Here is a 26,928-nt window from a genome sequence, read left to right on the forward strand (position 1 = left end):
GTCAACGTGTCTCCGGTGTGGTCTCGTCCGCCTGGGCTTTTGCCCGCGCCTTGCGGTCAACCTTGGTGATTATCGGGTCGTACCAGCTTCCGTCAATCTGGAATTCCTGCGTGGCCGCCTCCATCAGCGGACGGCGCAGGAACATCTGCGCCAGAAAGCTGCCCAGGCCGACCACCGGATTGATGGCGGTGGCGATGAGCGAAGCCGTTCCGGCATTGATCTCGGGCACCACGACCACCTTCAGGCTTTGCGTTTCGTCCGCAAGGCTGGCGCGGCCTTCCATCAGCACGGCGGCATTGACGCCGCTCATCTGCAGGTTGTTGGTCTGCGCCACGCCGCGCCGCACCGTCACATCGCCGCGAACGAAATCAAAGGCAAAACCCTGCGAGAACACATCGCGGAAGTCCAGCGTCAGCCGGCGCGGCAAGGACTGCAGGCTGAGCACGCCCAGCAGCTTGGCAATGCCCGGGTCGGCTTTCATGAACTGGCCAGACGCGACGTTCACATGAAACTCTCCGCTCAGGCTCGGGTAGTCCAGGCTCAGGGGCGACCCCATCCAGGCGATTTCACCTTCCAGCGCGCCCTTGCCGCGCCGGATCACGCCGTTCATGCCAAAACGCCCAAGCAGCTCGCCCGAATCGGCAATGTCGAGCTTGAAGTCCATGCTCACCCGGCGGCGCTCGTTCAAAGGCCGCGCGGCCCGGGGACCGGCGGGCAGCGCCGCCCAGTTGCCGATAGCGGTCAGCACGGCTTCGGGCAAGATGACATTGAACTTGTTCAGCCGCCACTCGCGCACACCGCCCTCGGCCTGCGACCCTCCCCGGTTGACTGCCTCGATCTCGACCCGCCCCAGCTTCTTGCCACGCAATTCCAGGTTTTCCACCACGATGTCGAGCCCCGGAATGCTGGCGGGCTGCTCGTCCAGCATCGCCTCGACCTCGCTGGCTTCGCTGGCGGCCAGGCTCAGCCGGGAAAGCCGCGCATAGACGCGTCCGGCGCCCTGCGCACCGGGCTGGCGAAACTCCAGGTAGCCGTTCAGTTCGGCGGCAGCGATATTGGCGCGCCAGTTCAGGCCGTCCCGGCTGGCGCCCACCACCACATTGTTCAGGCTGCGGCCCTGCACCTTCAGCTGACTGGCGCGTATGGCCATGACGTTGGGCAGGTAGCCCATGGCGTCGGCCGTCGCGGCCGGCGCGCTGGCAGCCGGCGGTAGCGCGCCGGCGTCGGCGGTCTGGCCCAGAATGCGTTCCCAGGCGTCCAGGTCCAGCGCCGCCAGATTGACATGGGCTCCCACGCCGGTTGGCGGCGTCGGCGTTGCTTCACCCATGTCCAGTCCCACGCCGATGCTGCCCCGGACCACGCGGACATCCTTGCCGCCGAGGTCACGCAGGTAGCTGATCGCCACCACCTGCCCGATGCTGAGCGACAGCTGGTCCTGCAGCGTCTGGCCCGCGTCCATCGAGCCGGGTACCAGCCGGTTTTCAAAGCGCAGCGGCAAAGCCGTCTCGGCCGTCTTGGTGAGTGGTGCCGGCAGGTTCAGCGCCATGCCCTGCAGGCTGCTCGACACCATGACCTCGGGCACGGGCACGCCCTGCCTGAACTGCAGCGTGGCGGTGTAGGCGGTGCTGCCGCCAAGGTTCGCGGCCACGCGCGATGCCAGCCCGAGTTCCGTGGCCTGCCGCAGCCCTTCTGCGGTGACCGTGCCCTGCGCCCTGAAAACGACGCTGCCCCTGGGACCGGTAGCAGACGCCGATGGCCGTGTTCCGCCGTCGATACGGACCTCGCCGCCCAGCAGGCTCGCCTGCGTGCCAGCCATGCTGAAACCCTGGTCGGTGACTTTCACCACGCCCCTGGCCTGGCCCAGCACCGGCGCCTGGGGCAGAAGTTTCAGGTCATTGCCAGGCAACGTCACCGTGCCCTCGACCGTCGATTTTTCGATCGTGTCGATTGGCAGGCGCAGGCCAAACCGGTAGTCGGCCACGCCAGTCGCCGTGGCGTCTGCCAGGGCATGCTCTGTCATGGCGCCAAGCGGCGAGGTGTTGACAAAACCCAGCGCGTCTGACAACGCGCCCCTGACCGCCAGCGCCACCTCGACCACCGGCAGGTGTTCAAGGTCGGCGATGCGGGCGTCGCTCTTGAGCAGTTGCAGGCCCGGCAGGCCGGCAACCCTGCCGCTGGCGACCTTGACGTCTAGCGAAGCCCGGCTGAACAGCAGTTCGCCATCCAGTTCTGTCAGCGCGGGCCAGGGCGCGGCGCCAGGCGGCTGCAAGGCCTTGGGAACATAGACGAATTGCCCGTTGCGCACTTTCGCCGACACCTGGAAATCCCCCTGCGCCGCATTGGCAAACGGAAGGTGGTGAACCGGCCCCTTGACCTTGAATTTCACCTCGCTGACCTGGCCCTTGATGACGGCATCGCGCACATAGTGGCGAACCTTTTCACCCAATACCAAGGGCAGGTAGCGGTGCACTCGGCTGCCGTCGCCCCGGCTCAGGCTGCCCTGCAGGTCCAGAATGCCCGGAAAGCGGCGGTCGGCTGATTTGCCGGTTTCGGGCGGGCCGGCGGCGGCGTCATCGGTGCGCCAGCGGACCTGCGCCTGGCCCTTGGCGTCGTCATTTTCAAACTTCAGGTCGCGCAACTGCAGGTCGATTTTTTCGCCAGCGCGTTTCCATTGCGCCTGCACCGACAGCTGGTCGAGCGGCAGGCGGGATTCCTCGAAAATCCCCGGCAGGTCAAGCGCCCCTTTGGCGATCTTCACGCTGGCCTGGCCACCGTCCTGCGTCAGGTTGAAGTCCATCGTGGCGCCGCTCAGGCCTGGACGGCCGGGTACCGCCTGCGCGCCGCTGCCCACCGCTACGCCGGACGCAGCGGCAGCGGCGGCCGGCATTGCGGCAACGCTCAAATCCGTCACACGGCCCTTGGCGGCAAAAGTTGATGGACTGTCAAGCGGGCCCTGCCAGCGGGCCTCCAGCGTTTCCACCAGCCCTTCAGGCGCCAGCGACGCCAGCAGCGCATGCGCCGAGGGCTCCAGCGGCAGGCGGCCGGCTATCCGCGCCAGCGCGGCCAGGTCCAGGCGGTCGGCCTTGAGCGTGGTGTGCGCAGGCGTGCCGCGTGACGCCCTGGCATGCACCAGCGCCAGATTGCCGCCCGGCCACTGCAGACCATCCCGGATGCTGAACTGCAGGCCCTCGGTACTGACGTCGAATCCGCCGGGATGCTGGCTTGCCGTCACGCGCCCGGCCAGGGTGTTAAAGGCCAGCGGCTGCAAATCGGCACCCAGGCGGGCATCGACGTCCTGCAGCGCGACATCGACCAGTGCCCCGGTGACTTTTCCATCGCTGACGTCGGACCAGGCGCGCAATGCGCCCTGCCCCCGGTTCAGCGCAATGCCGAGCTTTTCCAGCCCGCTGTATTGCTGGACGCGGGACACATCGACCCGGGAGAACTCGCCATACACCTGGCCACTCCAGTTCAAAAAATCGCCACTGCGCCGGGACAGCAGCGGCTGCCGGAAGATGGCCCGCAGGCTGAAGCGCGCGCCCCACTCGGCCGGCGGCGTTGCGTCCAGCCGCATCAGGTGGCGCTGCCGGCCATTGCGCATCACCGCATCCACCTGACCCAGGGCCAGCGGCGGGGCTGGCCGCATCTCGTCGGTCCAGCGCAGGGTGCCGCCACGCACGACAAATTCGGTCTGCGAAAACAACCAGTCGGCCACCGCGCTGTGACCGGTTGCGCTGTCTTTCGACACATCCAGGCCGCCGACAAAAATCTTGCCGTCGGCAGCGCGGCGAATATCGACTTCGGGCCGCTCGATCACCAGTTGCTCGAAGCCAAGTCCCCACAGTGAGGATGGGGAAAGCGTGCCCAGCACCTGCGGCAGGCGCACCGCTTCGCGCCCCTGCGCATCGAGCAGGACCACGTCATGCAGCGCAAAGGACGGGATCGCGCCCAGCGATTTTCCTGTGATGCCGCCGATGCGCACCGGCACGCCGAGCGCCCGGCTGGCCTGGGCTTCCAGCTGCGGACGGAACTCGGCAATACGCGGCACAATCCAGCCGTGAAGCACCCCCCAGCTCAGGCCGAACAGCAGCCAGGCAGTGGCCACCAGGCAAAGCAGGCCGCGAACGGCCACGGCGATCCATCGCAGACGCCGGGATGGCAGGGCGGGAGTGGCGGACGGGCTGATGGGGATGGGCTCCATTGACCGGAGAATTATGACCGCCGACGGTTTGACCGGCCGGTGCAGAACCATGAAGTTTGTGAAATAGTGTTGTGATGACTGATTCCTCGACTGACTGTTCAATAACCCTCGTTTCTGCAGGGTCGATTCCTCCTGATTCCTTGCCGGACACCCCGTCTTACTCGCGCTTCGTCCAGCGCATTCGCCGACGCTATGCCGAAGAGATGCCGCTGCTGGCCGCCGGCGCGCCACTGCGTCCGGCGATGCAGGCCACACTCGATGCGCTGCTGGCCAAAGGACTGGGCACCGGCGCTGCGCTGCGTGTGCTGCGCCAGCTGGTGCTGGAACGGCTGGTGGTGCTGGACTGTAGCCCCCACGCTCCGCCGCTTTGCGGGTCGCTGCCCCCCGAGGGGGCCGCTGCGCCTGCGGCCTGGCAAAGCCAGTTCCGCGGCCCTGGCTTGCAGGGGGATGGCCCCCGCGCTCCGCCGCTTTGCGGGTCGCTGCCCCCCGTGGGGGCCGCTGCGCCTGCGGCCTGGCAAAGCCAGTTCCGCGGCCCTGGCTTGCAGGATGTCGCACCCACGCCCCCCACTGTGTGTGGTTGGGTGGCCCCTGCTGGATTGGAGAGTCCCTGCGCTGTAGGTGGTTCGCTGTCTGGCGTTCCACTGCAGGTGGTGACCCGCGCCATGACCGAGCTGGCTGAACTGGCGCTTGACGTGGCGATGCAGCACTCCCGCGCGGCACTCGATGAACAGCACGGCGCGCCCCAGGCCGTGGGCGGCGGGCTGGCGCGGATGTGGGTGGTCGGCATGGGCAAGCTGGGCGCGCGCGAGCTCAATGTGTCCAGCGACATTGACCTGATCTATGTCTACGACCATGACGGCGAGACCGCCGGCCAGCCCGATGGCCGGGGACAAATTTCAAACCACGAGTATTTTGCGCGCCAGGTCAGGGCGGTGTTCAGCCTGATTGGCGAGGCAACCGAGCACGGCTTTGTGTTTCGGGTCGACCTGGCGCTGCGGCCGAACGGCAATTCGGGCCCGGCCGCGATTTCGCTCGTCGGGCTGGAAGACTACTTTCAGGCGCAGGGCCGCGAATGGGAACGCTTTGCCTGGCTCAAGAGCCGGATCGTGGCGCCGCTGGAATGCATCGGGGATGGTTCGGCGCAGGCCTTGCGCGGCGCGGTGCTGCCCTTTGTGTTTCGCCGCTACCTCGACTACAGCGTGTTCGACGCGCTGCGGGTGCTGCACCGGCAGATCCGCGAGCATGCGGCCAAGCGTTGCGCCGGCCACCCGGAACGCGCCAACGACGTGAAGATGTCGCGTGGCGGCATCCGCGAGATCGAATTCACCGTGCAGGTGCTGCAGGTGGTGCGCGGCGGGCAGTTCCCCGAGTTGCGTACCCGCTCCACGCTGGACGCACTGCAGCGCGTCGCGCATGCCGGCCTGATGCCGCAGGAAACCGCCGACGCCATGGCGCGGGCTTACGAATTCCTGCGTTGCGTCGAGCACCGTATCCAGTACCTGGACGACCAGCAGACCCATGTGCTGCCGACCCGCGACGACGACCTCGCCTGGATTGCAGAGACCATGGGTTACGCCGACGGCTGCCTGTTCCTGCATGACCTGGACGCGCACCGCGAACTGGTTGCCGGCGAATTCGACATCCTGCTCGGCGGCCAGCCCGAATGCAAGGGCTGCCGGCAAGGCCCTTCGCCGGCAAAGCAGCTCGACGACCTGCTGGAGCAGTTGCCGCTCGACTGGCCGGAGCTGTTCCGGAGCCGGTTGGCTGCATGGCACCAGCACCCGCGCATTCTGGCGCTGCGCGAGGATTCGCGCGCCCGGCTGAGCCGCCTGGTGCAGCTGACTGCCCAGTGGCTGATGGAAGGCAAGGTCAGCGAAGAAGCCGCGCTGCGGCTGATTGACTGGATCGAGCCGCTGCTGCGGCGCGAAAGCTACCTGGCGCTGCTGATGGAGCGTCCGTCGGTGCACGAACGCCTGCTGCGGTTACTGGGCGCGGCCAAGTGGCCGGCGCGCTACCTGATGCAGCACCCCGGCGTGATCGACGAACTTGCCAGCGACGAGCTGATGCATGAACGCTTTGACGCCGCCGCCTTTTCCCGGGACTTGCAGCAGCGCCTGGCGTCGCTGCGGCGCACCGGCGAGGATGACGAGGAAACCTGCCTGAGCCTGTTGCGCCACGCCCACCATATCGAGGTGTTCCGCACCCTGGCACGCGACGTCGAGCGCGTGCTCAGCGTCGAGCAGGTGGCCGACGACCTGAGCGCGCTGGCCGAGGTGATCCTGGACATCACGGTGCACTGGTGCTGGCAGCACCTGAAAAACCGGCACCGCGAAAACCCCCGCTTCGGCATCATTGCCTACGGCAAGCTGGGCGGCAAGGAACTGGGTTACGGCAGCGACCTGGACATTGTCTTTGTCTACGACGATGACGACGAACGCGCCCCCGAGGTGTATGCCGGCTTTGTGCGCAAGCTGATCAACTGGCTGACCCTGAAGACCGCCGAAGGCGACCTGTACGAGATTGACACCGCGCTGCGGCCCAACGGCAATTCCGGCCTGCTGGTCACGCCGTTCGAGTCTTTTGCCAACTACCAGCAACGGCGCGGCAGCAACACCGCCTGGACCTGGGAACACCAGGCGATGACGCGCGCCCGCTTCGTGCTCGGCAGCGAGTCGCTGCGCCAGCGCTTTGACGAGGTGCGCCGGGCAGTCATCACCGCGCCGCGCGACCCGCAGGCGCTGAGCCGTGAAATCGTCGAGATGCGCCAGAAAGTGCGCAGCGCGCGCCCGGTCCGGGGCAGCAAGTTCGACGTCAAGCACAGCGTCGGCGGCATGGTCGATGCCGAATTCGCAGTGCAGTTCCTGGTGCTGTCGCAGGCCGCACAGCACCCCGAACTGGTCGACAACGTCGGCAACATCGCACTGCTGCAGCGCGCGGAAATGGTCGGCCTGCTGCCCGACGACGTGGGTCGGCAGGCTGCCAGCGCCTACCGCGAACTGCGGCGCGTGCAGCACCTTGCGCGCCTGAACGAAGAACCCACGCAGGTCACACCGCCCGCATTGCAGGCCGAACGCGATGCCATTCAGGCATTGTGGCTCGCCTGCTTCAAGTCAAACGAATGATTTAACTAAATCAAACGTTTGACTGGCTTATGTGCTGTAATTTGGCACATGATTTCAAGCGACTCCACCCCCTCTGCTGCCGAGCCGCGCAAGCAGCGTTCCGACGGCGCTGAAGCCCGGCTGCTGCTGCTGCATGCCGCGCTCAAGCTGTTTGCCGAAAAAGGCTTTGCCAAGACCTCGACGCGCGAGATTGCGCTGGCCGCCGGCGCCAACCTTGCCGCCATCAGCTACTACTTCGGCGACAAGGCCGGGCTGTACCGCGCTGCGTTCACCGAACCGATGGGCTGCACCGAAAACGACCTGACGCTGCTCGACCAGCCGGACCTGAGCCTGCGCCAGTCCCTGCACGGTTTTATTGCCAGTTTTTTGGCCCCGATGAAGCAGGGCGAACTGGTGCAGCAATGCACCCGCCTGCACTTTCGCGAAATGCTCGAACCGACCGGCGTCTGGGCCGAGGAGATCGACAACGGCATCAAGCCGGCGCATGCGGCGCTGGTGGCGCGGCTGGGCCGCCACCTGGGCTTGAATAAAGCCGATGACAGTTTGCACCGGCTGGCCTTCAGCATCACCGGCCTGGCCGTGCAGCTGTTCGTCACGCGCGACATCGTGCAGGCCATCCGCCCCCGGCTGCTCGACCCCCAAGGCATCGACGCCTGGTGCGACCAGATGGTGAATTACGCCGAAGCCATGGTGAACATCGAAGCGGCGCAGCGCAGCACCGCCCCCGCGCAGGCGTCAACACCCGCCCCTTCACCTCACAGCAACGCCGCCGCATGAAACCCCACACCGTCCTTTTTTGCGTCCTGCTGCCGCTGGGGCTGGGCGCTTGCGCCACGGCCAAGGTTCCCGGCGCGGTGTCAGCCCCCGTGCCCGCGCAATGGTCCGCGCCCTTGCCGCCGCAAGCAGTTCCCGCAGCGCATGCCGGACTGCCGGAAAAACCGCACCACGGCAGCCTGACCGACCTGACCCAATGGTGGCAGCAGCAAGGCGACCCGCTGCTGGTCGAGCTGATCACCGCCGCGCAGGCCGTCAGCCCGACGGTGGCAACGGCACGCTCGCGCATCGAGCAGTCACGCGCCACGCGGGTCGCGGCCGGTGCGGCGTTGGGGCCGTCGCTCGATGCCTCGGCCAGCGTCAACCGGGGGCGTTCGCTGCAAAGCGGCGGCGGGGCGGATCTGGCGCCCATCGTCACCACCACGCAGGGCGGCTTGCAGGCCAGCTGGGAAATCGATGTGTTCGGCGGCAACCGCGCCAGCCGCAATGCCGCCGATGAGCGCCTGGCCGGCGCCGAGGCGCAATGGCACGATGCCCGGGTGTCGGTGGCGGCCGAAGTCGCCAACCAGTATTACAGCCTGCGCAGTTGCGACCAGCTGGCGCAGATCACGCGCACCGACGCCACGTCGCGCCAGGAAACCGCGCGCCTGTCCGGCCTGAGCACCCGCGCCGGCTTCACCGCACCGGCCACCGATGCGCTGGCGCGGGCCAGCGCCGCCGAAGCCAGCGGCCGCGCCACGCAGCAAAGCGCCCAGTGCGAACTGGACCTCAAGGCGCTGGTGGCACTGAGCGGCCTGCCAGAGTCCGATTTAAAGCAAAAAGTGGCTCTGGCGCAGTATCCATCCGCACAATCAGCTATTTTTTCAATAGCAAGCGTGCCCGCTGACGCGCTGGCGCAGCGGCCTGATGTGTTCAGCGCCGCGCGCGACGTGGCGGCGGCCAGCGCGGACGTGGGCAGCGCCGACGCCCAGCGCTATCCGCGCCTGAGTCTGGGCGGCTCCATTGGCGCATCGAACTTTCGCAGCGGTGGCCTGTCGGCCAGCCTGACGACCTGGTCCATCGGCCCGCTGGCGCTCAGCCTGCCGCTGTTCGACGGCGGGCGACGCGCCGCCGACGTGCAGGCCGCCCAGGCGCGCTATGACGAAGCCGCCGCGATTTACCGCGCCAGGGTGCGCCAGGCCGTGCGCGAGGTCGAAGAAGCGCTGGTCAGCCTGCAAAGCACCGCCGCGCGCGAAAGCGATGCGCAAACCGCGGTGGCCGGCTACCGCGCCGCGTTCACCGGCACCGAAGCGCGTTACCAGAGCGGCCTGGCCAGCCTGGTCGAACTGGAAGACGCGCGTCGCAGCCAGCTGGCTGCGCAGACCACGCAGGTGTCGCTGCAACGCGAACGCCTGTCTGCCTGGGTGGCGCTGTACCGCGCCATGGGCGGCGGCTGGACGCCCCCGATGGCGCAGGCCGGCAACCAGGGCAAGACCAACGCCGCAGCGGATGCCACTGCCGCCCTTGCCGCCGCCACGTTCGTACCGCCAGCCGCATCCAGCCACGCGTCTGCTGGCGTGCCCGCCCGCCGCTGAACCCGCCCTTCGTCCTTATTTTTTTTCACGCCATGCAAAAATTCAAACTCAAACCCCTCGTCGTGATCAGCTTTGTGGTGGTCGCCCTGGCGGCTGGCGCGTTCTTCTACGTGTCTGCCCGCAAGCCCGAGGCAACAGCGGCCGGTGCCCAGACCGCGCCCAAGCCAGCGCTCACCGTGACGGCCGCCTTGCCTGAAACCACCCGCCTGCCGATCCGGCTGTCGGCCAACGGCAACATCGCCGCCTGGCAAGAGGCCGTCATCGGCGCCGAATCCACCGGCCTGCGCCTGACCGAGGTGCGCGTCAACGTCGGCGACGTGGTCAAGGCCGGCCAGGTGCTGGCGACGTTTTCGACCGACAGCGTGCAGGCCGACGTGGCGCAGGCGCGCGCCAGCTTGTTAGAGGCCCAGGCGAATGCCGCCGACGCGGCTGGCAACGCCGAGCGGGCGCGCAGCCTGCAAAGCTCGGGCGCGCTGAGCACGCAGCAGATCAACCAGTACCAGACCACTGAGAAAACCGCCAAAGCCCGCGCCGAAGCCGCGCAGGCGGTGCTGGGCGCGCAGCAGTTGCGCGGCCGGCAGACGCAGGTGCTGGCGCCCGACAGCGGCGTGATTTCAGCGCGTACTGCCACCGTCGGCTCGGTGGTCGGCAGCGGCGCCGAGCTGTTCCGCATGATCCGCCAGGGCCGGCTGGAATGGCGCGCCGAAGTCACCTCGGCCGAACTCGGCCGCATTGCCATTGGCACGCCGGTCAGCGTGGTGCCGGCCAGCGGCGGCGAGTTGCGCGGCCGGGTGCGCATGGTCGCGCCCAGCGTCGATCCGCAGACGCGCGCGGCGCTGGTGTATGTCGACCTGCCGGCCATGACCAGGGCAAGCGCGGGGTTATCTTCCCCAGCAGGGGCCGCGGAACCGGCTTTGCCGGGCCGCAGGCGCAGTGCCCCCTCGGGGGGCAGCGCAGCACACGAAGTGGCAAGCGTGGGGGCTGCATTACCCGGCATGTTTGCCCGTGGGGAATTCGAGCTCGGCGCCACCGACGCGCTGACCGTTCCGCAGCGTGCGCTGGTGGTGCGCGACGGCTTCAACTACCTGTTCCGCCTGGGCGAAGGCAACCGCGTCAGCCAGCTCAAGGTGCAGACCGGCCGGCTGGCAGGCGATCGCGTCGAGGTGGTTTCAGGCTTGCCGGCGGACACCCGCATCGTCGTCAATGGTGCTGGCTTCCTGAACGACGGCGACCTGGTTCGTGTGGCTCAGGAATCTGAATCAAATACGGCATCCGCGCAATCTGTACCTGCTTCAGCAGCTATTAAAACAGGAGCAACGCCATGAACGTCTCCTCCTGGTCCATCAAGAACCCGATTCCGGCGGTGATGCTGTTCGTGCTGCTGACTTTTGGCGGCATCCTGTCCTTCAACGCCATGAAGGTGCAGAACTTTCCCGACATCGACGTGCCCACGGTCAGTGTCTCGGCCTCGCTGCCGGGCGCGGCGCCGGCGCAACTGGAAACCGAGGTCGCCCGCAAGCTGGAGAACTCGATTGCCACGGTGCAGGGCCTCAAACACATCATGACCAAGGTGCAGGACGGCGGCGTCAGCATCACCGCCGAATTCCGGCTGGAAAAGCCGGTGCAGGAAGCGGTGGACGATGTGCGCTCGGCCGTGGCGCGGGTGCGCTCGGACCTGCCCGCCGACGTGCGCGACCCGGTGGTCACCAAGGTTGACCTGGCCGGTCAACCCATCCTGGCCTTCACCGTGGCCTCCAGCCGCATGGACGCGGAAGCGCTGTCGTGGTTTGTGGACAACGACATTTCACGCAAGCTGCTGGCGGTGCGCGGCGTGGGTGCGGTGAGCCGCGTCGGCGGCGTGTCGCGCGAGGTGCGCGTGGCGCTGGACGCGTCCAAATTGCAGGCGCTGGGCGCGTCGGCCTCGGACATTTCGCGCCAGCTCAAGCAGGTGCAAACCGAAAGTGCCGGCGGCCGCACCGACCTGGGCGGCAGCGAGCAGCCGGTGCGCACGCTGGCCACCGTCAAGTCGGCGCAGGCGCTGGGCGAACTCGAACTGGCGCTGAGCGACGGCCGCAAGATCCGCCTGAACGACGTCGCCACGGTCAGCGACACCGTGTCCGACCCGCGTTCGGCCGCGCTGCTCGACGGCAAGCCGGTGGTCGGTTTTGAAGTCGCCCGCAGCCGGGGCGAGAGCGAAGTCGCCGTCGGCGCGGCGGTGCAGGCGGCGCTGAAAGACCTTCAGCTCCAGCACCCCGACCTGGAACTGACCGAAGCCTTCAATTTCGTCAAGCCGGTCGAGGAGGAATACGACGGCTCGATGCACCTGCTGTACGAAGGCGGCATTCTGGCGGTGCTGGTGGTGTGGCTGTTTTTGCGCGACTGGCGTGCCACCTTTGTCTCGGCGGTGGCGTTGCCGCTGTCGGTCATTCCGGCCTTCATCGGCATGTATGTGCTGGGCTTTTCGATCAACATCATCAGCCTGCTGGCGCTGTCGCTGGTCATCGGCATATTGGTCGATGACGCGATTGTCGAGGTCGAGAACATCGTGCGCCACCTGCGCATGGGCAAGACACCGTACCAGGCGGCCATGGAGGCGGCCGACGAGATTGGCCTGGCGGTGGTCGCCACCACGTTCACGCTGGTCGCGGTGTTCTTGCCGACGGCTTTCATGAGCGGCATTGCCGGGAAGTTCTTCAAGCAGTTCGGCTGGACGGCGGCCTTGGCCGTCACCGCGTCACTGATCGTCGCGCGGGTGCTGACGCCGATGATGGCGGCTTATATTTTGAAACCCATCGTCGGCGACCACAAGGAGCCCGGCTGGCTGAAGGCCTACATGCGCGCCGCTGCGTGGTGCCTGAAGCACCGCGTCGTCACCATGGTCGCGGCGACGCTGTTTTTCATCGGCTCGATTGCGCTGATTCCGCTGCTGCCGACCGGCTTCATTCCGCCCGACGACAACTCGCAAACCCAGGTTTACCTGGAGTTGCAGCCCGGCAGCAGCCTGAAGCAGACCGAAGCTGCCGCCGAGCAGGCGCGGCTCTTGATTGCCAAGGTCGAGCATGTGCGCAGCATCTACACCACGATTGGCGGCGGCACGGCGGGCAGCGACCCGTTCGCCGGCTCGGGCGCGGCCGAAACCCGCAAGGCCACGCTGACCGTGCTGCTGGCCGAGCGCGGCGACCGGCCGCGCAAGCAGGGCATCGAAAACAAGATGCGCACCGCGCTGGAACAACTGCCCGGCGTGCGCAGCAAGGTCGGCCTGGGCGGCTCGGGCGAGAAATACATCCTGGTGCTGACCAGCGAAGACCCGCTGGCGCTCAGTTCGGCCGCGCGCGCGGTCGAAAAAGACCTGCGCTCCATTCCCGGCCTGGGCAGCGTGGCGTCGAGCGCCAGTTTGATCCGCCCCGAAATCGCCGTGCGGCCCGACTTTGCCCGCGCCGCCGACCTGGGCGTGACCAGCGCCGCCATCGGCGAAACCCTGCGCATCGCCACGCTGGGCGACTACGACGTGGCGCTGCCCAAGCTCAACCTGTCCGAGCGCCAGGTGCCGATCGTTGTCAAGCTCGCCGATGCCGCGCGCCAGGATTTGAGCGTGCTCGAACGCCTGTCGGTGCCGGGCGCCAAGGGGCCGGTGATGCTTGGCCAGGTCGCCACGCTGGAAATCGCCAGCGGTCCAGCCATCATCGACCGCTACGACCGCTCGCGCAACGTCAACTTCGAGATCGAGCTGTCAGGCCTGCCACTGGGCGACGTGACCAAGGCGGTGAAGGCGCTGCCCGCCGTCAGAAACCTGCCGCCGGGCGTGAAAGTGGTGGAAATCGGCGACGCCGAAGTCATGGGCGAGCTGTTCGCCAGCTTTGGCCTGGCGATGCTGACCGGCGTGCTGTGCATCTACATCGTGCTGGTGCTGCTGTTCAAGGACTTCCTGCACCCGGTGACGATTCTGGCCGCCTTGCCCTTGTCCCTGGGCGGCGCCTTCGTCGGCCTGTTGATCGCCGACAAGAGCTTTTCGATGCCCTCGCTGATCGGCCTGATCATGCTGATGGGCATTGCCACCAAGAACTCGATTTTGCTGGTCGAGTACGCCATCGTGGCCCGGCGCGGGCATGACGGCAGCGACGGCCGGCCGGCGGTGGCAGGAATGAGCCGCTGGGATGCGCTGCTGGACGCCTGCCACAAGCGCGCCCGGCCGATCATCATGACCACGCTGGCGATGGGCGCGGGCATGCTGCCGATTGCGCTGGGCTTTGGCGCGGCCGATTCAAGCTTTCGCTCGCCGATGGCGGTGGCGGTGATTGGCGGGCTGATCACGTCAACCGTGCTGAGTTTGCTGGTGGTGCCGGCGGTGTTTACCTATATGGATGATCTCGAGCAGTTCATCCGGCGCATGGCGGGGCGGGTGCGGGGCAAGTCGGTGGAGGGGGCGGCGGTGCGGGCTGGGGATGTGGCGCCTTGAGCTTTTGCGCAGGTGGGGCTTTGAATGAGGTTCGCATTTTCAGGCTGTTTTTGCGTTTTGCGCAATGAATTCGTGCGCTGCCAGCTATTGAATTCGTAGCTTGCTTGGCTCCGCCTGGTTGGGCTGGCCGGGGGTAGCCCGGCGGCTACTCACTTTCTTTGGCTATCGCCAAAGAAAGTAAGCAAAGAAAGGCGACCCCTGCTGTCCGCGACCCTACGCTTCGCTACGGGCACCCTGCGGTACTCGCTTCAGGCGGGGTCCGCGCAAACTCGCCTGCGGCTCAAACAGCGCGCGGCCCTGATCCGCCTGAAGCTCCGTTCCTCAGCGCAGACAGAAGGGGTGGGGAAAGGAAAAACAAAAACCAACAGCCGAAGTCAAGCATCCGTAGCGCCCAATCCATCATGATGCTACAAATTTAATAGCTGATTGCGCTTGCGCCATCAAAGTAAAGAGCGCTTTTTACTCCGAACCCGCTCCCGAACCCGAATTCCTTCCCCACCCCGTTCTGGCTGGGCCGGTGATGACCGGGAAAAGCGGGATCAGGGCCGCGCGCTGTTTGAGCGCAGCGAGTTTGCGCGGACCCCCGCTTTTCCCGGGCAGCGCAGGTTGCCCGAAGCGAAGCGCAGGGACCCAGACAGCCGGGTCGCCTTTCTTTTGCTTACTTTTCTTTGGCGAAGCAAAGAAAAGTGAGTCGCCGCCGGGCGACTCCCGGCCAACAACTCCAGGCAGAGCAACAAAAGCGACGAATTGAATAGCGGGCGATGCTATCCAGCAACGCGCAAAAGCCAGATTCAGGCCCCAGAAGAACTGCCGCGAATCTTCTCCACCAGTGCCGTCGTCGAATACCCATCCACAAACGCAATCGCCAGCGCCCGGCCGCCATAAGCCTTCACCACCGCCGTTTCAGCGAGCGTGTCCATGTCGTAATCACCGCCCTTGACCAGCACGTCGGGCTGGAGTTCGGCAATCAATTCCAGCGGCGTGTCCTCATCAAACCACGTCACCAAACTGACCGATTCCAGCGCGGCCATCAGCACCGCCCGGTCGTCCTGCGGGTTTAGCGGCCGGTCCGGGCCCTTGCCCAGGCGACGGGCCGAGGCGTCGGTATTGAGTGCCACAACCAAACTGGCACCGAGCTGGCGGGCTTGCGCCAGGTAGGTGGCGTGGCCGCAATGCAGCACATCGAACACCCCGTTGGTGAACACCACCGGCCGGGGCAGCGCGGCCAGACGATCGGCGGCGTCGTTGCGGTTGACGATCTTGTTCAAAAAGGCGGGCGGCTTCATAGGGCTTTCAGGCAGGGTCCAGCGCCTGGGCTGCGGCGAGCTGGCGGTCGATTTCTTTGCGGTAGTGGTTGAGCTGCTGGACAGTCTTGAACGGCTGGCCCAGCAAAAGCCCCAGATTGTGCAGGATGCGCTCGACCACTTTGGTTTCCCACACCGCGTCGAAGCGGATCTGCGTGTCGAGCCAGTGGTCCAGCCACTCGGGGTCGGGCAGGCGGCTCTGGATGGTGTCGCGGGGAAACAGGCTTTTGTTGACATGCAGGTTGGTCGGGTGCAGCGCCTGGGAGGTGCGCCGGGCGCTGGCCATCAGCACACCGACCTTGGCGAAGGCCGCCCGGGCCTCGTCACCCGATGTGGCGATGGCGCGCTTCATGTAGCGCAAATAGGCGCCGCCGTGGCGCGCCTCGTCCTGGCTGAGCCGGGTGTAGATCTGCTGGATGACCGGCTCGGTATGCCACTGGCTGGCGCAGCGGTACCAATGGTTCAGGCGGATTTCGCCGCAAAAATGCAGCACCAGCGTTTCCAGCGGCGGCGCAGGCTCGAACTCGAAGCGCACCGCGTGCAACTCGGCCTCGGTCGGCACCAGCTCGGGCCTGAAACGCCGCAGGTAGTCCATCAGCACCAGCGAATGCTTTTGCTCCTCGAAAAACCAGATTGACATGAAGGCCGAGAAATCGCTGTCGCCCCGGTTGTCGCGCAGGAACATTTCGGTCGCCGGCAGTGCCGACCATTCAGTGATCGCGTTCATGCGGATGGTCTGGGCCTGCTCGTCGGTCAGCAGCGACGCATCGAACGTGGCCCAGGGAATATCGGTTTCCATATTCCAGCGGACAGCTTCGAGCTGTTTGAACAATTCGGGGTAAAGCATGGGATCTCCTATGTCAGCAAGTACGCACTCTGGCGCGTACCGGATGTTGTCTTGCCGGATTGTTGTTGATTTCAGCAAAACACCACCAGGACAAGTGCTTTCAGGGCGATTAAATGCCGCCACCGGCACGACGGGTCAATCCGGTGCACCATCATCAACAATCTGAATCCATCGGCCGAGCTGGTGCGTATAAGCTCAAACCCTTTTGTCCTGAGAGCAAGCGATGCAAGCCTTTCCCCTCATTCCCGTGACGCTGGCGCTGCTTGCCAGCGCCGCGCTGGCTGCTTCTCCGGCCTGGGCGGCGCAGCCCGGAGCGCCGGCCCAGGCATGCCCTGCCGTTTTGCAACAGAACGTACTGCGCCTGCAGGACGAAAAACCGCAGTCACTGTGCCAGTACAGCGGCAAGGTGGTGGTGGTCGTCAACACCGCCAGCTTTTGCGGCTTCACGCCGCAGTACAAGGGCCTGGAAGCGCTGTACAACAAATACCAGGGACGCGGCCTGGTGGTGCTGGGCTTTCCGTCGAATGACTTTTCGCAGGAATCAGGCAGCAACAAGGACATCGCGGAATTTTGCGAGAGCACCTTCGGCGTCAAGTTTCCCATGTTCACCAAGACCGCCGTCAGCGGCCAAGACGCCAGCCCGCTGTTCAGGCAACTAACCGCTGCCAGCAGCACGCCGGTGCGCTGGAACTTCTACAAATACATCATTTCGCGCGACGGACTGGCCGTAACGGCCTTCAACTCGATGGCCGATCCCGGCAGTCCCAAGTTCGTTGCAGAAATTGAAAAGCAGCTGGCCCGCCCATGAACACAGCGCACGCCAAAACCATCAACGGCTTGACAAAACTTTACAGGCCAACCACCCCGTGCAGGGGAACTCGATCAGGCGGCAGGCACTCTTACAGCTTGCCTTGCTCCCGCAGCGCCACAGCGCCGGACCAAGGCCAGTACAGCTTCATTGTTGCGAAGCCTTTCCGGCCCTTCAGGCCGGTCTGTACACCCGGGGCGGTTTTACTCCTCCCTCACTCCCTTGTTTGCACCGGGACGCTTCGCAGCATTTTTACAGTCCCCACGGGCCCCGGAGCGCGGGCATGAGCCTCTCGCTTCCCAGGGTGGCCATCGTCGGCTCGGGTATTTCGGGGCTGGCGGCGGCGCATGCGCTAAAAGGCCAGGCCCGTATCACGCTGTTTGAGGCGGGCGACTATTTCGGCGGCCACACGAACACCGTCGATGTCACGCTGCCGACCCCACACGGCCCGGTCACCCACGGGGTAGATACCGGTTTTCTGGTGTTCAACGAACGCACCTACCCGAATTTGATCGCGCTGTTTGCAGAACTGGGCGTAGAAACCGCCCGTTCGGACATGTCGTTTTCGGTCAAGGCGCCCGGCGCGGCAGGCGGCAGGTTGCTGGAATGGAGCGGCTCCAGCCTGAACAGCGTATTTGCCCAGCGCGGCAACCTGGTCAGCTGGAAATTCCTGCGCATGCTGCGCGACATCGTTCGCTTCAACCGCATCACCACCGCGCTGGCGCTGTCGAACGCCGAGGCCGCCATGGTGCAGCCGCTGGGCGATTTTTTGCGTGACCAGGCGTTTTCAGCCGAGTTCCGCGACTGGTATTTTTTGCCGATGATGGGTTGCATCTGGTCCTGCCCGACCGACCAGATGCTGCAGTTCCCGGTGGCCACCATGGTCCGCTTTTGCCACAACCATGGCTTGATCCAGGTCACCGACCGGCCGCAGTGGTGGACGGTCCAGGGCGGTGCGCGCCACTATGTTGAAAAAATCATCGCCGGCATTGCCGACAAGCGGCTGAACACCCCGGTAGAGCGCATCGAGCGCGACGCCGGGGCGCTGCGCGGCGGCGTGCGCATCATCACGCGCGACGCCATCGAGCATTTCGACAAGGTCGTGCTGGCCACGCATTCCGACCAGTCGCTGGCGCTGCTGCCGGACGCCAGCAGCGCCGAGCGCAAAACGCTGGGTGCCATCCGCTACCAGGCGAACCGCGCCGTGCTGCACACCGATTCGTCGGTATTGCCGCAAAAAAAGATCGCCTGGGCGGCCTGGAACTATGAGCGCGCCGCCGGCATCGAGCGCGAATCGGCCGGCGTGTGCCTGCATTACCTGCTGAACATGCTGCAGCCACTGCCTTTTCCCCAGCCGGTACTGGTGTCGCTCAATCCGCTGCAGGACATTGCGCCCGCCCACGTCCTGGGCGAATACGACTACATGCACCCGGTGTTCGACCTGGCCGCGACCCAGGCGCAGCAACAGCTGCCGGCATTGCAGGGGCGGCAGCACAGCTATTTCTGCGGCGCCTGGACCGGCTACGGTTTTCATGAAGACGGCCTGAAGTCGGGCATGAACGCCGCCCGGTTGCTGCTGGCGCAGCACGCACAAGCGGTGCCGGCCCTGGAAGGCGTGCCGGCATGACCCGCCTGCCCGTGCGCGACGTTCCGCTGATCGGCTTTGGCCAGGTCCTGCACAAGCGTCTGCGCCCGGTCGCCAACGCCTTCAACTACCCCACCTATTTCCTCATGCTGCCGATGCGCAGCCTGCAGCAGAACGGCAGCGGCGCGCTGGCGCACAACCGGAGCGGCGCGTTGAGCTTTTTCGACAGCGACCATGGCGACGGCAGCAACAACGCGCTGGCCTGGCTCGACGCCCTGCTGCTGCGCGAAGGCGTGGAAGATGCGAACGGCGAAGCCTGGCTGCACACCTACCCGCGCGTGCTGGGCTACACCTTCAAGCCGGTCAGCTTCTGGTATTGCCACCGGCCGGACGGCAGCCTGCGCGCCATCGTCGTCGAGGTGAACAACACCTTTGGCGAGCGCCATTGCTACTTGCTCGACGCGCCCCGGTACGGCCAGGAACTCAGCGCCGACAAGGTGTTCCATGTCTCGCCGTTTTGCACCCTGGCGGGCGGCTACCGCTTTCGTTTCCTGCGCAGCGACAGCAACGGCGTGCACAACACCGTTGCCCGCATCGACTACCACGACAACCTGGACGACCCCTGCGGCGCAGTGCTGCAGACCAGCGTCAGCGGCACGCTGGAGCCACTGACCAGCGCCAGCCTGCGCAAGGCGCTGTGGCGCTACCCGGCCATGACGCTGGGCGTGATGGCGCGCATCCACTACCAGGCCTTCAGGCTGTGGCGAAAACGCATTCCCTTCGTCAGAAAACCCGATCTTCCCAAAAATACCGTGACGCGATGACCACTCTCAACCCGACCTCCGCTCCCGCCATCCAGCCCATCCCCCGCGACGCGCCCGGCGCCGCGCGTACCGCACTGAAGATGCTGCGGCGCCTGAAGCACGGCACGCTCACGGTGCAACTGCCCGATGGCGCGTTGCAGCGTTTTGGCTCGGGCACGGCGCCCATGGCCAGCCTGCACCTGCACAACTGGAAACCGTGCAGCGCCGCACTGCGATCGGGCGACATCGGTTTTGCCGAAAGTTATATTGCCGGCGACTGGACGACACCGCACCTGACCGACCTGATGGAACTGCTCATCATCAATCGCAAGGAAGTCGAAAGCGCGATTTACGGCAGCTGGCTGGGGCGCCTGGCCTACCGCGTCAAGCACCTGCTGAACCGCAACACCAAGGCCAACAGCCAAAAGAACATCCATGCGCATTACGACCTGGGCAATGCGTTTTATGCGCTGTGGCTGGACAAGACCATGAACTATTCGTCGGCGATTTTCGAGTCGCCCGAAACCACGATGGTGGAGGGCCAAATGGCCAAGGTGCGCCGCGCGCTGAGCCTGACGCAGGTCAAACCGGGCGACCGCGTGCTTGAAATTGGCTGCGGCTGGGGCGCGCTGGCTGAAATGGCAACGACCGAATTCAGCGCCTCTGTCGTCGGCGTGACGCTGAGCACCGAGCAGCTCGAATGGGCCAAGCAGCGCATGGCCCGCCTGGGCGCGTCCGACAAAGCCGACCTGCGATTGCAGGACTACCGCGACATTGGCAAGACCACGCCCGACGCGCCCTTCGACGCCATCTGCTCGATCGAGATGGTCGAGGCCGTCGGCCGCGAATACTGGCCGGAATACTTCCGGACCGTGGCGCGCCTGCTCAAGCCCGGCGGCCATGCCTGCATCCAGAGCATCGTGATTGACGACGCGCTGTTCGAGCGCTACATCGGCTCGACCGACTTCATCCAGCAGTACATCTTTCCGGGCGGCTGCCTGCCGTGTCCACGCGAATTCCGGGCGCAGGCCGAGGCGGCGGGTTTCGACATCGTTGACGAGTTTTCGTTTGGCCAGGACTATGCGCGCACGCTGCGGCTCTGGCGCGACGACTTCCTGGCACAGGAACAACGCGTGCTGCGCCTGGGTTTTGACAAGAAGTTCATCCGCATCTGGGAGTTCTATCTGGCTTACTGCGAAGCGGCCTTTGCGCAGGGCAACACCAGCGTGATGCAGTTCACGCTGCGCAAGCGCTGAAGCCGGCCATGAAGCACGCGCTGCCCGTCGGTCTGGCCGCATTGCTGTGGGCCGGCGCTGCGCTGGCGCAATCGCCTGTACCGCCCGCTGCGCCGCAGCGGATTGCCAGCCCCGCCGGCACCACCCCCTCGCGGCCGGAACTGAGCGTCCTGCCCCGGGCCAGGCTCATCGGACAGGCGCGGCTGACGGTCTGGGGCTTCGACATCTATGACGCCCGCCTGTGGGCGTCAGCCCCTTTCAGCGCTGCCAGCTTTGCCGCATCGGCGCTGGCGCTGGAACTGAACTACCTGCGAAATTTCCAGGCCTTCGAGATTGCCGAACGTTCACTGAAGGAAATGCGCCGCAGCCAGCCCGTCAGCGACGCACAAGCCGCGCGGTGGACGGCCGAGCTGCTGCGGGTGATTCCAGACGTGCGCAAGGGCGACCGCATCACGGCCGTGCACCGGCCCGGGCTGGGCATGGCCTTCTGGGTGAATGGCCGGGCCAGCGGCGAAGTGCTTGACGCCGACTTTGCCCAAAGGTTCTTCGGCATCTGGCTGTCGCCCGACACCTCCGATCCCCGGATGCGCGAAGCCCTGCTGGCAGGCAGCGCCGAATGACCGAAGCGGCGGCTTCGCAGCCTACGCCTTCTGCGCCGTCTGAGGTTGAGGCCAAGCCCGAGACTTTTTCTGCCCGCAACGGCCTGGCCTATGGCCTGCTGGGCCTGCCGCTGGCGTTCGTGGCGCTGCCGCTCTACGTTATCTTGCCCAATCACTATGCACGCGAATTCGGCATGCCGCTGGCGCTGCTGGGCGCGATTTTGCTCGGCGCCCGGCTGTTCGATGCGCTGATCGACCCGCTGCTGGGCCGGCTCAGCGACCGGCTGTTTGCGCGCTCTGCCGCATCGGTGCTGCGCTTGGGCGCGCTTGCGGCGGTGGCGCTGGCGCTGGGCTTTACCCTGCTGTTTTTTCCGCTGCAGGCGGTGCAGGATTCGCCCTTCGCACTGGCCGCCTGGGCCGCCGCCAGCCTGGTGCTGACCTATGCGGCCTACAGCGCGCTCAGCGTGTCGCACCAGTCCTGGGGCGCGATGCTGGGCGGCAACGAGGCGCAGCGCAGCCGCATTGTTGCCTGGCGCGAAGGACTTGGCCTGGTCGGTGTGGTCTTGGCATCCATTACGCCGGTAGCGCTGGGCCTGCCTGCGACCACAGCTCTTTTTTTTGTAGCACTGCTGGCCGGCTGGCTGGCCTGGCACCGGGCACCCGTGCCAGCAGTGCGGGTCTCAGGCCAGGCGCCAGCGGTAGGCGCACTCTGGCTGCCTTGGCGCTCGCGCGCCTTTCGCCAGTTACTGGCGGTGTTCATGCTCAACGGCATTGCCAGCGCGGTGCCGGCCACGCTGGTGCTGTTTTTCATCCAGGACCGGCTGCAGGCGCCGGCCAGCATGGAGCCCCTGTTTTTGGGCAGCTATTTTCTGGCGGCGGCGCTGTCGATTCCGCTCTGGCTGATGGTCGTCAAGCGGCTGGGGCTGGCGCGCACCTGGCTGGTCGGCATGGCGCTGGCGATTGCCGTGTTTGCCTGGGCCACGCAGCTGGGCGCCGGCCAGACCGTGGCCTTTGCGCTGGTTTGCGCGCTGTCTGGCGTGGCGCTGGGCACCGACCTGGCGCTGCCAGGCGCGCTGCTGGCCGGCGTGATCCAGGCCGATGGCCAGTCCGGGCAAGCCGAAGGCGCTTACTTTGGCTGGTGGAATTTCGCCACCAAGCTCAATCTGGCGCTGGCCGCCGGGCTGGCACTGCCGCTGCTCGGGGCCTTTGGCTATGCGCCCGGCAGCCGCGACGCCGCCGCACTGGATGCGCTGGTGGTAGCCTATTGCGTGCTGCCCTGCATCTTGAAACTGCTGGCGGCGGCCAGTGCCTGGTTTTTCCTGATCCATCCTTCTGAAAGCGTCCCCGCATGACCTTCATTTCCCAATCCCCCCGGCTTTTCAAGGGTGCCTTGCCGGCGCTCCTGCTGTCGCTGACGCTGCTGGCGGGTTGCGCCGGCCCGCAAGTCGCCGACTACGCCGCCGAGCAGCCGGTGCTCGACATGCGCCAGTACTTCAACGGCACGCTGGACGCCTACGGGTTGTTCACCGACCGCTCGGGCAAGGTCGTCAAGCGCTTCACCGTCGTCATGGTCTGCAGCTGGAGCGGCCCGCCCGGCGCGGAGACCGGCGTGCTGGATGAAAACTTCACCTATTCCGACGGCACCAAGGACCGCCGCGTGTGGACGCTCAAGCGCCAGCCTGACGGGCGTTACACCGGCACGGCCGGCGACGTGGTGGGCGAAGCCGCAGGTCAGGAAAAAGGCAATGCCTTCCGCTGGGGCTACACCCTGAAGCTGCCGGTCGATGGCCGCATTATCGAAGTGCAGTTTGACGACTGGATGTACCTGATGAACGACAAGGTGATGCTGAACAAGGCCAAGATGAGCAAGTTCGGTTTTGGGCTGGGCGAGGTCACGCTGTCGTTCGTCAAGCGGTAAAAATACATCAAACAGGCCGTTTGCGCATGCATGACGGGCGTAGGCCGCTATTAAATTCATAACAAATAGAAAACTCAGCACGATGTCCTTCAATCCTCAGCTTGCCGACTGGCGCGGCAAAACCGTCTGGCTGGTCGGCGCGTCCAGCGGCATCGGCCAGGCCACGGCGCATGCCTTGCATGCGGCGGGCGCAAAAGTGTTCGTTTCAGCGCGCAATGCCGATGCGCTGGCAGACTTTGTGCAAAGCCATCCAGGCGCCGTGGCGCTGGCGCTCGATGTCACCGACCCGCTGGCCCTGAAGGACGCAGCGAAAACCCTGCTGGCCACCGGCCCGCTCGATCTGGTGATGTATTGCGCCGGCTACTACAAAGAGCTGCGTGCCAGCGCTTTTGACCTGACCGAGATGCTCAGGCACAACGAGGTGAACTACTGCGGCGCGCTGTATCTGCTGGAGGCGGTGCTGCCGGCGCTGCTGGCGCAACAGTCCGGCCACATCAGTTTGATCAGCAGCGTGGCGGGCTACACCGGCCTGCCCCAGAGCCTGGCCTACGGGCCGACCAAGGCGGCGCTGATCAACCTGGCCGAAACGCTGTACCTGGACCTGAAGGACAGCGGCATTGGTGTCAGCCTGGTGTGTCCGGGTTTTGTCGAAACGCCGCTGACGGCACAAAACCAGTTCAGCATGCCCGCGCTGATCACGCCCGAACAGGCGGCGCAGGAAATCCTGAAGGGCTGGCGCAAGGGCGCGTTTGAAATCCACTTTCCCAAGCGCTTCACCCGCTGGATGAAGGCCCTGCGCCTGCTGCCCTACGGCGCGCGGTTTGCCGCCGTTCGCAAGATCACTTCGCTTTGAAGCGCCAGGCCATGACCACGGACTCAGCACAACAAAACACCCCGCCCATGCGCGAAGCCGCCGCACGCGTCGTCGATTTTTTCGAAAGCCTGAGTCCGGCCAGCCTGGAGCGGCTGGATGCGCTGTACGCGCCCGAGGCGTATTTCAAGGACCCGTTCAACGAGGTGCGCGGCTTGCCTGCCATCCGCCAGGTGTTTGACCACATGTACGCGTCACTGGAGCAACCGCATTTCGTGGTGACCGGCTGCATCGTTGACGGCGGTGAATGCTTCCTGACCTGGAATTTCATTTTCCACTTCAAGCGCTTTGACACCCAAACGCTGCAGACCGTGCGCGGCGGCTCGCACCTGAAGTTCAACGCTGCCGGGCTGCTCGATTTTCACCGCGACTACTGGGATGCGGCCGAGGAACTGTACGAAAAGCTGCCGCTGGTCGGGCGGCTGATGCGCTGGCTGAAAGAACGCGCGCGGCAGTAGGCCCAGGCAATTCAGCCGGCCTGCGTTTCCACGAAACTCGGCCGCAATGCCAGCTTGTCATACAGCCTGGCGAGTTGGGGACGGGTGTCGCGCCACTGCACTTCGGGGAAACGAAAATTCAGGTAGCCCAGCACCGAACCCACCGCCACATCCGACAGGCTGAAATGAACGCCGCTGCAGTAAGCCTTGTCACCCAGGCCCTTGTCCATGGCATGCAGCGCCGTGTCGATTTTCCCCATTTGCCGCGCAATCCAGGCGTCGCTGCGCTGCCCGTCACTGCGGCCTGACCAGGTCGCTTCCAGCCGGGCCAGCAGCGCAGCGTCCATGACGCCATCGGCCAGCGCTTCCCAGGTCTTGACTTCGGCGCGTTCGCGGCCTTGCGGGGGAATGAGCTTGCCCACTGGCGACAGCGTGTCCAGGTATTCGACAATCACGCGCGAATCGAATATGGCCTCGCCGGCCTCCATGATCAGGCACGGCACTTTGCCCAATGGGTTGGACAGGCTCATGGCGGTGGTTGCTGACCAGACGTCTTCGACCACAAACTGGTAATCGAGCTTTTTCTCGGCCATGACAATGCGCACCTTGCGGACATAGGGGCTGGTGGCGGATCCGATGAGTTTCATCATGTGCTGTGTTCTTGTCGTGCCGTGGGAAACCAGCATTCTATCGATTCAGGGCGCGCGCTGTAGTGCAGCGACGTGCCGACATCAAATTCTGCGGCAACGCAACGGGACCGGTATCGTTACCCGTGCGGCCTACAATCGCCCGCATGAGCTTTTCACCCATCAATGCACTGTCGCCGCTGGACGGCCGATACGTCGCCAAACTTGCTACCTTACGCCCCCTGATGTCCGAGCAAGGCTATATGCACCGCCGGGTCCAGGTGGAAATTGCCTGGTTCATCGCGCTGTCCGACGCCAAATTTGCCGAATTCAAACCCCTGAGCCCCGGTGCGCGCACCTACCTGCTCGGCCTGGTGAAAAACTTCAGCGAAGCCGACGCAATGGCCATCAAGGTGATTGAAAAAACCACCAACCATGACGTCAAAGCCGTCGAATACTGGATCAAGTCCAAGTTCGAAGCCCGGCCTGAACTGCAGTCCGCCAGCGAATTCGTCCACTTTGCCTGCACCAGCGAAGACATCAACAACACCAGCCAGGCGCTGCAATTGAAAAGCAGCCGCGAACAGGTGGTGTTGCCGGCGCTGGACAAGGTCATCGACAAGCTGCGCCAGATGGCCCATGCGCATGCCGACGTGCCAATGCTCAGCCGCACCCACGGCCAGACCGCCAGCCCGACCACCGTCGGCAAGGAGCTGGCCAACGTCGTCGTGCGCCTGGTCAATACCCGCGAAAAAATTGCCGGCATCAAGCTGATGGCCAAGATGAATGGCGCCGTGGGCAACTACAACGCCCATTTGGCCGCCTGGCCCGACTTCGACTGGGAAGCCTTCAGCCGCCACGTGATCGAAACGCCCGAGCCGCTGGGCCTGGGCCTGACCTTCCAGCCCTACAGCATCCAGATCGAGCCGCACGACTACATGGCGGAACTGTTCGACGCGGTCGCCCGCACCAACACCATCCTGATCGACCTGGCACGCGACATCTGGGGTTACGTCAGCGTCGGCTACTTCAAGCAGCGCCTGAAGGAAGGCGAAATCGGCTCATCGACCATGCCGCACAAGGTCAACCCGATCGACTTTGAAAATGCCGAGGGCAACCTGGGCCTGGCCAACGCGCTGTTGCGCCACATGAGCGAAAAACTGCCCATCAGCCGCTGGCAGCGCGACCTGACCGACTCGACCGTGCTGCGCAACATGGGCGTGGCGCTGGGCTATACGGTGCTGGCCTACAACTCGCTGTGCGTCGGCCTGAACAAGCTGGAACTGAACGAGGAAAACCTGGCCGACGACCTGGATGGCGCCTGGGAAGTGCTGGCCGAGCCGATCCAGACGGTGATGCGCCGCTACGGCGTGCAAGGCGCCTACGAAAAGCTCAAGGAAGTCACGCGCGGCAAAACCGTCAAGCCGGAAGACCTGCACGGCCTGATCCGCTCACTGGACATTCCCGAGGCCGAAAAAGAGCGCCTGCTGGTGATGACGCCGGGCAGCTATGTCGGCATGGCGGCCGAACTGGCCCGGCGAGTCTGAAAACAAAGCCCCCACGGTCGTTCGCTTCGCGTAACTCCCTGCCCCCCGAGGGGGCCGCTGCGCCTGCGGTCTGGCAAAGCCAGTCCCGCGGCCCCGGCTGGTGGGGGGATGTGGCCCCCACGGTCGTTCGCTTCGCGTAACTCCCTGCCCCCCGAGGGGGCCGCTGCGCCTGCGGTCTGGCAAAGCCAGTCCCGCGGCCCCTGCTGGTGGGGGGATGTGGC

The 26,928-nt window shown here is 65.5% G+C and carries 19 protein-coding genes; 15 read left to right on the forward strand and 4 right to left on the reverse strand.

Annotated elements, in window-relative coordinates; genetic code table 11:
- Nucleotide 1 precedes the first annotated feature (1 nt).
- Entirely contained in the window at nt 2-4,201 is a 4,200-nt protein-coding gene (locus IWX87_RS15840) for a YhdP family protein (RefSeq protein WP_196864497.1), read from the reverse strand.
- Between the two features lie 74 nt (nt 4,202-4,275).
- Here IWX87_RS15840 and glnE point away from each other — a divergent pair, with 74 nt between their 5' ends.
- The 5 genes from glnE to IWX87_RS15870 are packed head-to-tail and all read left to right on the forward strand — an operon-like array spanning nt 4,276 to nt 14,127.
- A complete protein-coding gene (gene glnE, locus IWX87_RS15850) occupies nt 4,276-7,323 on the forward strand; it encodes a bifunctional [glutamate--ammonia ligase]-adenylyl-L-tyrosine phosphorylase/[glutamate--ammonia-ligase] adenylyltransferase (RefSeq protein WP_231374853.1) in 3,048 nt (1,015 codons plus the stop codon).
- A 48-nt stretch (nt 7,324-7,371) separates the two neighbouring features.
- Nucleotides 7,372-8,100, forward strand: a complete 729-nt coding sequence (locus tag IWX87_RS15855; protein ID WP_196864498.1) for a DUF1956 domain-containing protein — start codon at nt 7,372-7,374, stop codon at nt 8,098-8,100.
- Entirely contained in the window at nt 8,097-9,671 is a 1,575-nt protein-coding gene (locus IWX87_RS15860; RefSeq protein ID WP_196864499.1) for an efflux transporter outer membrane subunit, read from the forward strand. Before IWX87_RS15855 ends, IWX87_RS15860 begins: the two co-directional genes overlap by 4 nt.
- Before the next feature lie 32 nt (nt 9,672-9,703).
- Nucleotides 9,704-10,996, forward strand: coding sequence for an efflux RND transporter periplasmic adaptor subunit (locus tag IWX87_RS15865; RefSeq protein WP_196864500.1), 1,293 nt, complete (start codon nt 9,704-9,706; stop codon nt 10,994-10,996).
- Nucleotides 10,993-14,127 (forward strand): efflux RND transporter permease subunit, encoded by a 3,135-nt coding sequence (locus IWX87_RS15870; RefSeq protein ID WP_196864501.1) that lies wholly within the window; start codon nt 10,993-10,995, stop codon nt 14,125-14,127. Before IWX87_RS15865 ends, IWX87_RS15870 begins: the two co-directional genes overlap by 4 nt.
- A gap of 791 nt (nt 14,128-14,918) precedes the next feature.
- On the opposite strand, the gene rfaE2 is transcribed toward IWX87_RS15870, so the two are convergent.
- Both rfaE2 and IWX87_RS15880 read right to left on the reverse strand, forming a co-directional pair.
- Complete coding sequence (rfaE2, locus tag IWX87_RS15875; RefSeq protein ID WP_196864502.1) at nt 14,919-15,413, reverse strand: D-glycero-beta-D-manno-heptose 1-phosphate adenylyltransferase; 495 nt, start codon at nt 15,411-15,413, stop codon at nt 14,919-14,921.
- Between the two features lie 7 nt (nt 15,414-15,420).
- A complete protein-coding gene (locus IWX87_RS15880; RefSeq protein WP_196864503.1) occupies nt 15,421-16,278 on the reverse strand; it encodes a ferritin-like domain-containing protein in 858 nt (285 codons plus the stop codon).
- Nucleotides 16,279-16,501: 223 nt separating this feature from the next.
- On the opposite strand from IWX87_RS15880, the gene IWX87_RS15885 reads away from it, so the two are divergent.
- The 9 genes from IWX87_RS15885 to IWX87_RS15925 all read left to right on the forward strand — a co-directional run bounded on the left by IWX87_RS15885 (nt 16,502) and on the right by IWX87_RS15925 (nt 24,555).
- Nucleotides 16,502-17,086 (forward strand): glutathione peroxidase, encoded by a 585-nt coding sequence (locus IWX87_RS15885; RefSeq protein WP_196864504.1) that lies wholly within the window; start codon nt 16,502-16,504, stop codon nt 17,084-17,086.
- A gap of 283 nt (nt 17,087-17,369) precedes the next feature.
- Nucleotides 17,370-18,713 (forward strand): NAD(P)/FAD-dependent oxidoreductase, encoded by a 1,344-nt coding sequence (locus tag IWX87_RS15890; RefSeq protein ID WP_196864505.1) that lies wholly within the window; start codon nt 17,370-17,372, stop codon nt 18,711-18,713.
- Nucleotides 18,710-19,495 (forward strand): DUF1365 domain-containing protein, encoded by a 786-nt coding sequence (locus tag IWX87_RS15895; RefSeq protein WP_196864506.1) that lies wholly within the window; start codon nt 18,710-18,712, stop codon nt 19,493-19,495. The genes IWX87_RS15890 and IWX87_RS15895 overlap by 4 nt, the downstream gene beginning before the upstream one ends.
- Complete coding sequence (locus IWX87_RS15900; RefSeq protein WP_196864507.1) at nt 19,492-20,730, forward strand: cyclopropane-fatty-acyl-phospholipid synthase family protein; 1,239 nt, start codon at nt 19,492-19,494, stop codon at nt 20,728-20,730. Before IWX87_RS15895 ends, IWX87_RS15900 begins: the two co-directional genes overlap by 4 nt.
- An 8-nt stretch (nt 20,731-20,738) precedes the next feature.
- Nucleotides 20,739-21,329 (forward strand): chalcone isomerase family protein, encoded by a 591-nt coding sequence (locus IWX87_RS15905; protein WP_196864508.1) that lies wholly within the window; start codon nt 20,739-20,741, stop codon nt 21,327-21,329.
- The gene (locus IWX87_RS15910; protein WP_196864509.1) at nt 21,326-22,660 is read left to right on the forward strand and encodes an MFS transporter; all 1,335 of its coding nucleotides are present in this window, start codon (nt 21,326-21,328) and stop codon (nt 22,658-22,660) included. Before IWX87_RS15905 ends, IWX87_RS15910 begins: the two co-directional genes overlap by 4 nt.
- Nucleotides 22,657-23,226, forward strand: a complete 570-nt coding sequence (locus IWX87_RS15915) for a DUF3833 domain-containing protein (protein WP_196864510.1) — start codon at nt 22,657-22,659, stop codon at nt 23,224-23,226. The genes IWX87_RS15910 and IWX87_RS15915 overlap by 4 nt, the downstream gene beginning before the upstream one ends.
- Before the next feature lie 82 nt (nt 23,227-23,308).
- A complete protein-coding gene (locus IWX87_RS15920) occupies nt 23,309-24,079 on the forward strand; it encodes an SDR family oxidoreductase (RefSeq protein ID WP_196864511.1) in 771 nt (256 codons plus the stop codon).
- Between the two features lie 11 nt (nt 24,080-24,090).
- Nucleotides 24,091-24,555 carry a nuclear transport factor 2 family protein gene (locus tag IWX87_RS15925; RefSeq protein ID WP_231374852.1) on the forward strand — a complete coding sequence of 155 codons (465 nt, stop codon included), beginning with the start codon at nt 24,091-24,093 and terminating at the stop codon, nt 24,553-24,555.
- A gap of 11 nt (nt 24,556-24,566) precedes the next feature.
- Here IWX87_RS15925 and IWX87_RS15930 read toward each other — a convergent pair whose 3' ends face one another.
- The gene (locus IWX87_RS15930) at nt 24,567-25,181 is read right to left on the reverse strand and encodes a glutathione S-transferase N-terminal domain-containing protein (protein ID WP_196864545.1); all 615 of its coding nucleotides are present in this window, start codon (nt 25,179-25,181) and stop codon (nt 24,567-24,569) included.
- A gap of 146 nt (nt 25,182-25,327) precedes the next feature.
- Here IWX87_RS15930 and purB point away from each other — a divergent pair, with 146 nt between their 5' ends.
- Entirely contained in the window at nt 25,328-26,707 is a 1,380-nt protein-coding gene (gene purB, locus IWX87_RS15935; protein ID WP_196864512.1) for an adenylosuccinate lyase, read from the forward strand.
- The last annotated feature ends 221 nt before the right edge of the window (nt 26,708-26,928 follow it).

It is taken from the genome of Polaromonas sp. CG_9.7, from assembly GCF_015752205.1.
Lineage (GTDB): Bacteria > Pseudomonadota > Gammaproteobacteria > Burkholderiales > Burkholderiaceae_C > Polaromonas.

Excerpts from the sequence above, each read along its gene's own strand:
- IWX87_RS15840 (WP_196864497.1), bottom strand. The coding sequence starts at position 4,201 with ATGGAGCCCATCCCCATCAGCCCGTCCGCCACTCCCGCCCTGCCATCC.
- glnE (WP_231374853.1), top strand. The coding sequence starts at position 4,276 with ATGACTGATTCCTCGACTGACTGTTCAATAACCCTCGTTTCTGCAGGG.
- IWX87_RS15855 (WP_196864498.1), top strand. The coding sequence starts at position 7,372 with ATGATTTCAAGCGACTCCACCCCCTCTGCTGCCGAGCCGCGCAAGCAG.
- IWX87_RS15860 (WP_196864499.1), top strand. The coding sequence starts at position 8,097 with ATGAAACCCCACACCGTCCTTTTTTGCGTCCTGCTGCCGCTGGGGCTG.
- IWX87_RS15865 (WP_196864500.1), top strand. The coding sequence starts at position 9,704 with ATGCAAAAATTCAAACTCAAACCCCTCGTCGTGATCAGCTTTGTGGTG.
- IWX87_RS15870 (WP_196864501.1), top strand. The coding sequence starts at position 10,993 with ATGAACGTCTCCTCCTGGTCCATCAAGAACCCGATTCCGGCGGTGATG.
- rfaE2 (WP_196864502.1), bottom strand. The coding sequence starts at position 15,413 with ATGAAGCCGCCCGCCTTTTTGAACAAGATCGTCAACCGCAACGACGCC.
- IWX87_RS15880 (WP_196864503.1), bottom strand. The coding sequence starts at position 16,278 with ATGCTTTACCCCGAATTGTTCAAACAGCTCGAAGCTGTCCGCTGGAAT.
- IWX87_RS15885 (WP_196864504.1), top strand. The coding sequence starts at position 16,502 with ATGCAAGCCTTTCCCCTCATTCCCGTGACGCTGGCGCTGCTTGCCAGC.
- IWX87_RS15890 (WP_196864505.1), top strand. The coding sequence starts at position 17,370 with ATGAGCCTCTCGCTTCCCAGGGTGGCCATCGTCGGCTCGGGTATTTCG.
- IWX87_RS15895 (WP_196864506.1), top strand. The coding sequence starts at position 18,710 with ATGACCCGCCTGCCCGTGCGCGACGTTCCGCTGATCGGCTTTGGCCAG.
- IWX87_RS15900 (WP_196864507.1), top strand. The coding sequence starts at position 19,492 with ATGACCACTCTCAACCCGACCTCCGCTCCCGCCATCCAGCCCATCCCC.
- IWX87_RS15905 (WP_196864508.1), top strand. The coding sequence starts at position 20,739 with ATGAAGCACGCGCTGCCCGTCGGTCTGGCCGCATTGCTGTGGGCCGGC.
- IWX87_RS15910 (WP_196864509.1), top strand. The coding sequence starts at position 21,326 with ATGACCGAAGCGGCGGCTTCGCAGCCTACGCCTTCTGCGCCGTCTGAG.
- IWX87_RS15915 (WP_196864510.1), top strand. The coding sequence starts at position 22,657 with ATGACCTTCATTTCCCAATCCCCCCGGCTTTTCAAGGGTGCCTTGCCG.
- IWX87_RS15920 (WP_196864511.1), top strand. The coding sequence starts at position 23,309 with ATGTCCTTCAATCCTCAGCTTGCCGACTGGCGCGGCAAAACCGTCTGG.
- IWX87_RS15925 (WP_231374852.1), top strand. The coding sequence starts at position 24,091 with ATGACCACGGACTCAGCACAACAAAACACCCCGCCCATGCGCGAAGCC.
- IWX87_RS15930 (WP_196864545.1), bottom strand. The coding sequence starts at position 25,181 with ATGAAACTCATCGGATCCGCCACCAGCCCCTATGTCCGCAAGGTGCGC.
- purB (WP_196864512.1), top strand. The coding sequence starts at position 25,328 with ATGAGCTTTTCACCCATCAATGCACTGTCGCCGCTGGACGGCCGATAC.